The organism is Pedobacter sp. AC402 (genome assembly GCF_979252805.1).
Genome location: NZ_CEEDAI010000009.1, coordinates 1,491,459 through 1,499,857 on the forward strand (window position 1 = coordinate 1,491,459; position 8,399 = coordinate 1,499,857).

Sequence of the window (8,399 nt, forward strand, 5' to 3'; positions counted from 1 at the left end):
ACTGTATTTGTACAAGCAATGTCATTTGCAAAAGTAGTATTATAATAATACTTCTTATTTAATATATTTGGATATGCAGGTGCATGTTGGCGACAATACAGTCAGAGGATTTTTACAAAAAAAAGATGCCATTAGTAACAGTAACTTTAACAAAAGGAAAACCTCAACAATATATTGAGCAGGTTTCCGGTAGTATCAATAACGCATTACTTGAATCCTATATGTTGCCGCCGAATGATTTGTTCCAGAGATTTTTGCAGTTAGAACCAGGGGCATTTATCTATGACAGACATTATCGTGGAGGCCCGAGATCTGATGATTTTATACTTGTGGAAGTTAAATCGAATGCAAGGAGAACCGAAGAAAAAGATGCAGCTTTTAAATCGATAGTGGAACATTTGTCAAAATCTCCAGGTGTTCGTCCTGAAGATGTGATGATCATTTTTGATTCTCATTCAACTGCCGAGGATTATTCTTTCGGTAGCGGAATCTCAGCCAATAAAAATTGATATTGCCGTTATTGTTTGAATCTTTTAATTAATGAAGAGGCTGTATCCAATTAGATGATGCAGCCTCTTTGTATTTAGTAGGTTTATACCATTCGATGTTTGTCTCTACATTCCTTCTTCCTGTTCGTTTTCTCCATGCTTTGCTTATGACGAATTAGGTTTTCATTGATTTCAATATTGTGGTTTCGTTTGATTTATGGCAAAATCCTTTCATCGGGCAGTTTTGACCTTTTGCCACTACCGTTTTTTTGTATCTGAAATGGATACATCTGTATAAGTCGAAAAGGCCACGACTGATGCAACTTTGAATCATAAAATAAATAAACAGATGAGTAAAGTAATCTTAATCACCGGAGCCTCCAGAGGCTTCGGGAAACTCTGGGCAAAAGCGTTCCTGGAAGCGGGTAACAAGGTAGTGGCAACCGCAAGAAATTTGGCCGACCTAGAGGACCTCGTGTTAGAATTTGGCAATATGGTATTGCCGCTTCAGTTGGACGTCAAAAACAGGACGCAATGTATCGAAGTGGTAAACTTTGCTAAAGAAACTTTTGGACAACTGGATGTAGTGATCAACAATGCCGGATTCGGCCTTTTTGGTGCGGTAGAAGAAGTGAATGAAGTTGATGTAAAGAATCAGTTCGAAACAAATGTATATGGCTCACTTTGGATTATACAAGCTGCGCTACCGATTATGCGAGCACAGCGGAGTCGGTCACATTATACAATTATCCAGCTTACTGGGAATTGTTAGCATTCCTACTATGAGCATCTATAATGCAACGAAGTTTGCCTTGGAAGCCATCATAGAAGCATTGTCTGGGGAAGTGAATCACCTGGGCATCAACACTACCCTTATTGAGCCTAACGCCTACACAACTGATTTTGGGGGTGATTCGGCTCTGCACAGTGGGTCTATCGACATTTATGATGATGTAAAAAATGCAGTCCTTGCAGGTTTTAACGAAGACACGATGGGTGATCCATTAGCGACCATACCTGCTATTTTAGAGATCGTGAATACGAAAAATCCTCCGCTTCGTGTATTTTTTGGTAAAGTAGGTTATACCTTTGCATCAGAGGTTTATGCCAAACGCCTTGCGGAATGGGAAGCTTGGAAGGAATTTTCCATTGCTGCCCAAAAGTAACCGGTTTTTGTAACGAAAGACCAAATGACATTCGTTTGGCTTTCGTCATTTTATAACATGCATATGAAGCACTATACAACATTGAACGCCTTACATGATGACAGCGGAATTAAGCGGCCTGAAAACCCTTTGTTAAGCATCATGACCTGCCAGGATTATAGGAGCAGTTCGCTGGGAAAAAACAAGTTTAGCGGGGATTTTTATCTGATCAGTTTCAAAAAATTCGTTTCCGGCAATTTTCGGTACGGACGCAGAAAGTATGATAATGATAATGGTTCGATGATCTGATGTAAGACCTAGGCAAATCATTGAGTTTGCGGATTTGGTATTATCAGAGAAAGGTTTTCTAATATTAATACATGAAGATTATTTGTTGAACACAAAATTACATTCTGAAATAAGCAAGTATAGTTTCTTTGATTATGAAGTTAGTGAGGCCCTACACTTATCGGTAGCTGAAGAAAAAAACATCTGGGAACTTTATGGTAAAATCCAGTCGGAATACCATAATAACCAGGACGAATTCAGCAAAGAGATCATCATAACGCACATCGATTCTATTTTAAAATACTCTCAGCGATTCTATAAACGTCAGTTCATTAATCGGGCGGATTATGAGGGAAGTCTGATCACCAGATTTAACTTGATTATGAGGGAATATCAGGAAAGCGGTAAACTGATCACAGAAGGCTTACCCACGGTTGGGTACATGGCATCGCGACTGGCCATTCTACACGTTACCTAACCGATCAACTGAAAGTGGAGACGGGTAAGACAGCCCTTGACCATATTCATATATTTTTGATAGACAAAGCTAAAAACATCTTGTTAGCTACTAATAATTCTATATCAGAAACGGCTTACCAACTAGGCTTTGAAAACCCACCATATTTCTCCCGATTATTTAAAAAAGAAAAGCGGTATTACACCGGTCCAGTTCAAAGAAGGAAAGTTTGGGCTTAATTTAATATTATCAGGCAAGTATTTTGAAAAAAAAGCCTTCTTTTTCTGATAATGGATTGTGAGCAAATGCCGATGCCTTTAAGGAAAGTAAACCGTTCCAGATAAGCATTTAATATCTCTTTTTCTTTTTGCCGATTATCATAAACCCATTCCATTATTCAAATCAAAATTTTAGGTTTTGATGATAGAATTTTTGATAATTTGGATTACAAAATAGCGAAGGTTTAATTGTACTCTCAAAAAATTAGAATAGATGGATAGTCTAGGCATTCGTATGACCTTGAAGACATAATGGATACACAATATGGTGAGCAAAGAAAATGATGATAGGAACTTAATCATTCTTGTTTTACAACACTGCGACCGATTTGATGCGATAAGAGGTCGTGCTATGTTAATCACAGTTGCCTGTGATAAGCCATATTACTCCAGAGAAAGAAATGAAAGTGTGGACAATGATTACAAGGCAATGCAGAGAGTTGGGGGATTTCGCTAAAAGTGTGCACCAGTTTTCATTCCAAACTGTACACCCCGCTTTTTACCATCCGGTCTTGATGGAATCGTAAAGACTGAGCCAAATATATTAAATCCTCCCAGGTTCAGCTTCTCTTTCATTTTCCAATCTATCTTTCCTGCATTTGTTCTGTCAATCCTCCAGCAGAAGATGGTTTTGGAAGAAAAACGGCCTTCCCAGAACAAGATTTACAGCAAATCAGCTCATGTTTAAAAACACATCAGAATAAAGAAGTGTTTTCTTTTTTTGATTTTAAGGCCATCAGAACATGTCCAATTCGGTTTCTCTAAGGCGAAACGACCAATGAATCCATCCCCGCTTTCCAGAAGCTTAAAGCCACTTTAAAATGAGCCGAGTGGCCAGCTTTCAAGCGAAATCTAGTGAACAATATAGGCCAAAGAGATGGCCACGATGGATGAAAATCAGTGGCCACTTTTAGCGGAACCCCCATGTAAAGGTTTTTCGAAAAGTTTGACATTTATTAGTGTAAAACTTGACGACGAATAACAGTAATTGAGAAAGTGTTCAGTGGGTAGCAGAATTCCTATATGCAAACAAAAACCCCATCCTATTGCTAGAAATGGGGTTTTTTGCGATTTTCGGACTTGAAAATCTGAGCTCCCTCTGCTGGGGCTCGAACCAGCGACCCTCTGATTAACAGTCAGATGCTCTAACCAGCTGAGCTAAGAAGGAGTGCTGGTTGTTTCCTAAAACGAGGTTTTTTACACTAAAAGCGCACATAGCCTTGTTCGGTTTGGGAATGCAATATTCGGGCTTTTAAATTATTTATGCAATATTTGCAGTGAAAAATTTTAAAAAAAAATTAACACATAGATATGAGCCTGATAATCATAGGTACTGTAGCTTTTGATGCTATTGAAACTCCTTTCGGAAAAACGGATAAAATTGTAGGTGGCGCAGCAACTTACGCAAGTTTAGCCCGCATCTTACTTTTATAATAAAGCAAAAATCGTAGCAGTTGTTGGTGATGATTTTCATCAAGCAGATATTGATACCTTTACTTCGCATGGGATTGATACCGAAGGATTACAGATTAAAACAGGCGAAAAAATCTTTCTTCTGGTCGGGGAAATACCATAACGACATGAACAGCCGCGATACTTTGATTACAGAGTTGAACGTATTGGAAAACTTCGATCCGGTTATACCAGAAAGCTATCAGGATTGTGAATATTTGATGCCGGGAAACCTTACTCCACAAGTACAACAAACGGTAATTAAACGCCTTAAAAACCGTCCGAAATTAATTGTAATGGATACCATGAATTTCTGGATGGATATTATGATGGACGATTTACTGGAAACCATTAAACTGGTAGATGTATTAACCATTAACGACGCAGAAGCCCGTCAGCTATCTGGCGAATACTCTTTAGTTAAAGCGGCAAAGAAAATTCTTGCGATGCGGGGCCAAAATACCTGATTATTAAAAAAGGAGAACATGGTGCTTTATTGTTCCATGAAGATCAGATCTTTTCTGCCTCCGGCATTGCCTTTGGCTGAAGCATTCGACCCGACTGGTGCCGGTGATACTTTTGCTGGTGGTTTTATTGGTTATTTGGCAAAAAGTAGGCACAATTAGCTTTAATAATATGAAACGTGCTATCATAGATGGTTCAGCATTGGCATCGTTCTGCGTAGAAAAATTCGGAACCGAAAAACTATTGAATTTAACAGATGAAGAAGTTGCAGCCAGAATTCAGGAATTTGTAAGTTTAAGTGCTTTTACAATAGAAGCATAGTTAGTTGACAGTTGACAGTTGACAATTTTCAGTTAACAGTTTATAGTTGATTGCAGATAAACGAACCGCAGATTTAGAGATAAATTTCTTTTAAATCTGCGGTTTTTTTCATTACAACTTATTTAACCAGATCGATGTACTGAGTTTGTTTTAGCATTTTGTTATGGCAAAATTTCCTGATCAGAGGTTAAAAGATTTATTACATGCAGCCATCGCTTTAAGATTGCGTATTGCCCCAAAATGAGGGTTTTTGCTAATGGTTACTTAAAATCCTGCCGCTGCAGGTTGTTTGTTTCTCAAATTAATCACCGTTTTGCTAATTACCGGCTGCAATGTTATCAGGATGATAGATAAAAAACAAAGGGCTGCAATCCATTCATAATAGCTTACACAAAACTGTAGGAATGTTTGTTTTTGCAGGGCTTTGTTCAGCAAACCCACAGCTACTTTACCCGCTTCATTGTGAGGTAAACCCTTGCCCATTAAAGCAGATTGATACATTTTTAATCTTTCCGACAGGTTAAAATCCAACAAGGTAATACCGCTACGCAGATCATCGCTCTGTTCTCCTTTAAAATATAGCTGATAGAAATTAATTAAAGCCAAACTGAGACTAAAAGTAGAAAAACGCACAAATACACCAACAGATGATGCGGATTGGCTTAAATTTTCGGGAACAGATGACATAATGAACATCACAATTGGCGACATCACCATCCCAGCGCCCACACCTTGCAAAAAAAGCGGCAGGTAAAAGTTTTCTGTTCCTGCTTCACTGGCAAACAGTTGGCACATCCATAAAAAAAACACAAAAAGCAATACAAAACCACTTATCCACAACACCCTTAAATGTTTTTTACGGATCGATCGAATCGCAACTACGAGGCCCACTACAACTCCTGCAATATTGAAGATCATAATCTCGTTGGCATGCAAAGAATCCATCCCCAAAACGTTAATAAAATATGAAGATGTTAAACTGAAAGCACCACGAACAATATAAAGAATAACCAGGAAAACAATTCCGATGGCAAAATTCCTCGATCTGAAAATACTGAGGTCGTAAACTGCCGGCCTTTTTCAGGGTAAGCTGCCGGCTAATAGAAACCACAAACAAAAATAAAATCGCTGAAATAGCGTAACGGATACTTGTATCATCCAGCCAATCGTATTGCTGACCATAAACCAGAACATAGGCAATAAGTACGAGCATGGTAGTAAAAAAGCACAAAACTCAGCCAATCAATTTTATAAAGTGGTGTTTTGCGTAAAAGATGTACCCTGTTCATTACACTAAAAAGCAATATTGCACTGGGTAAAAAACAGAATATAATGGCTTTATATAAAACATTATATTCATAATTTTCAACAATCGGGACAGAAAAAAGTGCCGTAACCGGAGATACACAGAGAATCATTCCATAAAAAATGGTATAACCGGTTTCTTTTGCGTGTTCGGATTTTAACCTGCTAAAAAGTAAATTTAGTGATATACTGGTAAGGCCGCAATTCACAATTCCTTGTAGAAACCTCAGTGTAAAAACCAACCAGATTTCGCGGGTATGGTAACACCAGTACGCAATAAGAATTTCAAGAATGATGCAGATCAATAAATAATCTTTAGTAATTACCCTGGCAAAAAAACGGCGTTCTACAACGGCAAAACTGGCAACTGCGGCATAAAACATCAATAATGAAAACTGAACATCCGATGCACTTGCACCATAATAGCCAGCCGCAGCGGTACCATCAGCGGTAGAGAGTGCAAAAAGCAATACCGACGATAAAAGTACCGCAAAAATGCTCAGAATTACCACCCATTCGGGTACTTTAACTTTAAATATAGGCAAATGATCAGTCATTTTTTTTCACTTTAACACTAGCACTCATTCCTGCACTTAAAAGCTCAATGCCCTGGTCATTTTTACCCAAACGGATGCGAACCGGAATACGCTGTGCAATTTTTACAAAGTTTCCTGTAGCATTATCTGGGGGCAATAGCGAAAACCTTGAGCCTGTAGCACCAGATAGGGATTCGATTTCTCCAATAAACTGTCGACCAGGAAAAGCATCAACCTCAACATTTACTTTTTCTCCAACATGCATTTTAGCTATCTGAATTTTTTCTTCAAAATTAGCCACCACCCATTTTCCAGCTGTCCGATCAACCAGATAAGAAGTAGTTCGGCCGGTTTGAACGAATTGACCCGCCTGCTTCCGCAACCAAGGCCGTACTTTGGGCTGTTTTAATATTACTTTGTTGTACCGAAACGTGTGCTTTCGCATTTAGCAACGAAGCCGCTGCCTCATCTTGTTGAACGGTATAATCATCATCATCTATTAAAACAAGGGTATCACCCTTTTCTACTTCCTGGTTTTCCTCAAATTTCACTTCTTTAATGTAACCACTCACTTGTACAGTTACCGGGTTGATGTATTCATCCACCTGTGCATCGTTTGTTTCTTCAAATTTCATATAGCCGATGAGCGTTTTCCCACCCCATATCATCAATACCACTAAAACGATGAGTGCTATTATTGTGGTAATTCTACTGATTATCCTATCGGCTTTGCTTTGTTTCTGTGTGTTCATTTTTATAAGTTTCCTACGGCTTTTTGTAATTGATAGTATTGTATTTTAGCATTTACCTTTGCAGTGGTGAGTTCGAACCGCGATTGCAATAATTGTGTTTCTGCATCCAGCAAGTCGGTTAAAAGCGACAGTTGGTTGAAATACGTATTTTGTACAATCCGATAACTTTCTGCGGCCTGCTTAATGTTTTCTTCTGCAAGTGCAATGCGTTGTACCGATTCTTTATAGCGGATATAATTTTCTTGCACTTCCTGGCGGATCTGATCTTTCACATCTTCATCTTCAACTTCCTGCTGATGCACCTTAATTTCCGCCTCCTTAACTTTGTGTTGATTGGTATACCAGGTGAAATCGGAATTTTAAGTTTTAATCCAACCATACCATTACTATAAAGCGATAACGCATAAGGATAAAACTGAATTTGCGGGTATGCAAAGGCATATTCTCCAAAAAAACCCAAAGAGGGCATAACATTGGATTTTACATTCTTTAGTTTCAATTTTGCAAGGGCCTGTTCTTTCTCCGAAATTTTTATTTTGTAAGAAGTTGTTTTGGCATCATTAAAATATTCGTCAATCTGCTTTAGTGCAATGGCGTCTGTTCATTGTCAGATATTTGAGGATTCAGAGGCGCATCATCTGCCCTGCGATTAAAATATTAAGTTTATGTTTAGCGATTTTGATACTGTTGTTAATTTCAGTTAACAACATACGCTGCTTAGAAAGGCGCAATTCTGCCCTAAATACATCACTTTTTAATATCGTTCCGTTTTTATATAACTGGTTAATTTCTGCCAATTGCTTTTCGCGGTCGCGGATGTCTTGTTCCAATAAATCCTGGTAAGAAATATTACGGAACACATCGTAAAAATAAACCGCAACTGTATAATGGATTTCCTGTGTACTTTGTCCT

Annotated in this window: 10 protein-coding genes, 1 tRNA gene and 3 pseudogenes; 6 read left to right on the top strand and 8 right to left on the bottom strand. The window is 38.3% G+C overall.

Annotation, left to right across the window (positions count from 1 at the left end):
• Positions 1 to 125 precede the first annotated feature (125 nt).
• The 5 genes from AC0IWE_RS17465 (at position 126) to AC0IWE_RS17485 (ending at position 2,617) form a co-directional block, all read left to right on the top strand.
• Positions 126 to 509 carry a tautomerase family protein gene (locus tag AC0IWE_RS17465; RefSeq protein ID WP_055908416.1) on the top strand — a complete coding sequence of 128 codons (384 nt, stop codon included), beginning with the start codon at positions 126 to 128 and terminating at the stop codon, positions 507 to 509.
• A gap of 328 nt (positions 510 to 837) precedes the next feature.
• A complete protein-coding gene (locus AC0IWE_RS17470) occupies positions 838 to 1,260 on the top strand; it encodes an SDR family NAD(P)-dependent oxidoreductase (protein WP_471794019.1) in 423 nt (140 codons plus the stop codon).
• A complete protein-coding gene (locus tag AC0IWE_RS17475) occupies positions 1,163 to 1,654 on the top strand; it encodes an SDR family NAD(P)-dependent oxidoreductase (protein ID WP_471794020.1) in 492 nt (163 codons plus the stop codon). Before AC0IWE_RS17470 ends, AC0IWE_RS17475 begins: the two co-directional genes overlap by 98 nt.
• Positions 1,655 to 2,027: 373 nt before the next feature.
• Positions 2,028 to 2,399, top strand: a complete 372-nt coding sequence (locus tag AC0IWE_RS17480) for a hypothetical protein (RefSeq protein WP_471794021.1) — start codon at positions 2,028 to 2,030, stop codon at positions 2,397 to 2,399.
• A 14-nt stretch (positions 2,400 to 2,413) separates the two neighbouring features.
• A complete protein-coding gene (locus AC0IWE_RS17485) occupies positions 2,414 to 2,617 on the top strand; it encodes a helix-turn-helix domain-containing protein (RefSeq protein ID WP_471794022.1) in 204 nt (67 codons plus the stop codon).
• Between the two features lie 492 nt (positions 2,618 to 3,109).
• On the opposite strand, the gene AC0IWE_RS17490 is transcribed toward AC0IWE_RS17485, so the two are convergent.
• Together AC0IWE_RS17490 and AC0IWE_RS17495 are read right to left on the bottom strand one after the other, a co-directional pair.
• The gene (locus tag AC0IWE_RS17490; RefSeq protein WP_471794023.1) at positions 3,110 to 3,316 is read right to left on the bottom strand and encodes a hypothetical protein; all 207 of its coding nucleotides are present in this window, start codon (positions 3,314 to 3,316) and stop codon (positions 3,110 to 3,112) included.
• Positions 3,317 to 3,749: 433 nt separating this feature from the next.
• A tRNA-Asn gene (locus tag AC0IWE_RS17495) sits at positions 3,750 to 3,824 on the bottom strand.
• A 143-nt stretch (positions 3,825 to 3,967) separates the two neighbouring features.
• Here AC0IWE_RS17495 and AC0IWE_RS17500 point away from each other — a divergent pair.
• Positions 3,968 to 4,894: pseudogene (locus AC0IWE_RS17500) on the top strand (PfkB family carbohydrate kinase).
• A 264-nt stretch (positions 4,895 to 5,158) separates the two neighbouring features.
• Here AC0IWE_RS17500 and AC0IWE_RS17505 read toward each other — a convergent pair.
• The 6 genes and pseudogenes from AC0IWE_RS17505 to AC0IWE_RS17530 form a co-directional block, all read right to left on the bottom strand.
• On the bottom strand, positions 5,159 to 5,839 hold the full coding sequence (locus tag AC0IWE_RS17505; RefSeq protein WP_471794024.1) for a hypothetical protein: 681 nt from the start codon (positions 5,837 to 5,839) through the stop codon (positions 5,159 to 5,161).
• 209 nt (positions 5,840 to 6,048) lie between these two features.
• Positions 6,049 to 6,756, bottom strand: coding sequence for a hypothetical protein (locus AC0IWE_RS17510; protein WP_471794025.1), 708 nt, complete (start codon positions 6,754 to 6,756; stop codon positions 6,049 to 6,051).
• Complete coding sequence (locus AC0IWE_RS17515) at positions 6,749 to 7,036, bottom strand: hypothetical protein (RefSeq protein ID WP_471794026.1); 288 nt, start codon at positions 7,034 to 7,036, stop codon at positions 6,749 to 6,751. The genes AC0IWE_RS17510 and AC0IWE_RS17515 overlap by 8 nt, the downstream gene beginning before the upstream one ends.
• 22 nt (positions 7,037 to 7,058) lie before the next feature.
• Entirely contained in the window at positions 7,059 to 7,487 is a 429-nt protein-coding gene (locus tag AC0IWE_RS17520) for a hypothetical protein (protein ID WP_471794027.1), read from the bottom strand.
• A 2-nt stretch (positions 7,488 to 7,489) separates the two neighbouring features.
• Positions 7,490 to 7,825: pseudogene (locus AC0IWE_RS17525) on the bottom strand (TolC family protein); the annotation flags it as partial.
• 285 nt (positions 7,826 to 8,110) lie between these two features.
• Positions 8,111 to 8,399: pseudogene (locus AC0IWE_RS17530) on the bottom strand (TolC family protein); the annotation flags it as partial.

Bases quoted from the DNA above. Each gene is read 5' to 3' on its own strand.
- AC0IWE_RS17465 (WP_055908416.1), top strand. From the start codon at position 126: ATGCCATTAGTAACAGTAACTTTAACAAAAGGAAAACCTCAACAATAT.
- AC0IWE_RS17470 (WP_471794019.1), top strand. From the start codon at position 838: ATGAGTAAAGTAATCTTAATCACCGGAGCCTCCAGAGGCTTCGGGAAA.
- AC0IWE_RS17475 (WP_471794020.1), top strand. From the start codon at position 1,163: ATGGCTCACTTTGGATTATACAAGCTGCGCTACCGATTATGCGAGCAC.
- AC0IWE_RS17505 (WP_471794024.1), bottom strand. From the start codon at position 5,839: ATGGATTCTTTGCATGCCAACGAGATTATGATCTTCAATATTGCAGGA.
- AC0IWE_RS17510 (WP_471794025.1), bottom strand. From the start codon at position 6,756: ATGACTGATCATTTGCCTATATTTAAAGTTAAAGTACCCGAATGGGTG.
- AC0IWE_RS17520 (WP_471794027.1), bottom strand. From the start codon at position 7,487: ATGAACACACAGAAACAAAGCAAAGCCGATAGGATAATCAGTAGAATT.